Source organism: Frankia sp. AiPa1 (genome assembly GCF_023243075.1).
Lineage (GTDB): Bacteria > Actinomycetota > Actinomycetes > Frankiales > Frankiaceae > Frankia.
This window is the reverse complement of the sequence record NZ_JALKFZ020000024.1, coordinates 1-665: the sequence shown is the minus strand read 5'-3', so window position 1 is coordinate 665 and position 665 is coordinate 1. Positions and strand designations below refer to the sequence as shown.

At 66.2% G+C, this 665-nt stretch carries 1 protein-coding gene; it reads right to left on the bottom strand.

Going from position 1 to position 665, the window contains the following annotated elements:
* The coding region (locus tag MXD95_RS04100) for an acyltransferase domain-containing protein (RefSeq protein ID WP_250639174.1) at positions 1-665 on the bottom strand (665 nt) is incomplete at both ends.

Here is a 665-nt window from a genome sequence, read left to right as displayed (position 1 = left end):
CTCGAGGTATTCGGTGACGCCGAGGGTGTGGAGGTGGTGGATGCCGTCGTGGAAGCGGACGGGGTTGCGGGCGTGGTGGGTCCAGTATTCGGGGGTGTGTTGGTGGGGGGTGGCGAGGGTGCCGGTGAGGTTGCTGATGAGGGGGGTGGTGGGGGGGTGGTGGGTGATGGTGCTGGTGGTGGTGTGGAGTTGGTGGAGGATGGGGTCGGTGTGGTGGCTGTGGAAGGCGTGGCTGACGTGGAGGGGGGTGGTGTGGCGGCCTTGGTTTTTCCAGTGGGTGGTGAGGGTGGTGATGGTGGTGTGGTCGCCGGTGATGACGGTGTTGGTGGGGCTGTTGAGGGCGGCGATGCTGGCGGTGTTGGTGAGGGTGGGGAGGATTTCGGTTTCGGTGGCGTTGATGGCGGTCATGGCGCCGTCGGTGCGCATGGTTTGCATGAGGTGGCCGCGGGTGGTGATGAGGTGGGCGGCGTCGGGGAGGGTGAGGATGCCGGCGAGGTGGGCGGCGGTGATTTCGCCGAGGGAGTGGCCGATGAGGTAGTCGGGGGTGATGGTGTGGTGGGTGAGGAGGTGGTGGAGGGCGACTTCGAGGGCGAAGAGTGCGGGTTGGGCGTATTCGGTGGTGTGGAGGAGTTGTTCTTCGGGGCTTCCCGGAACCGCGAACATGA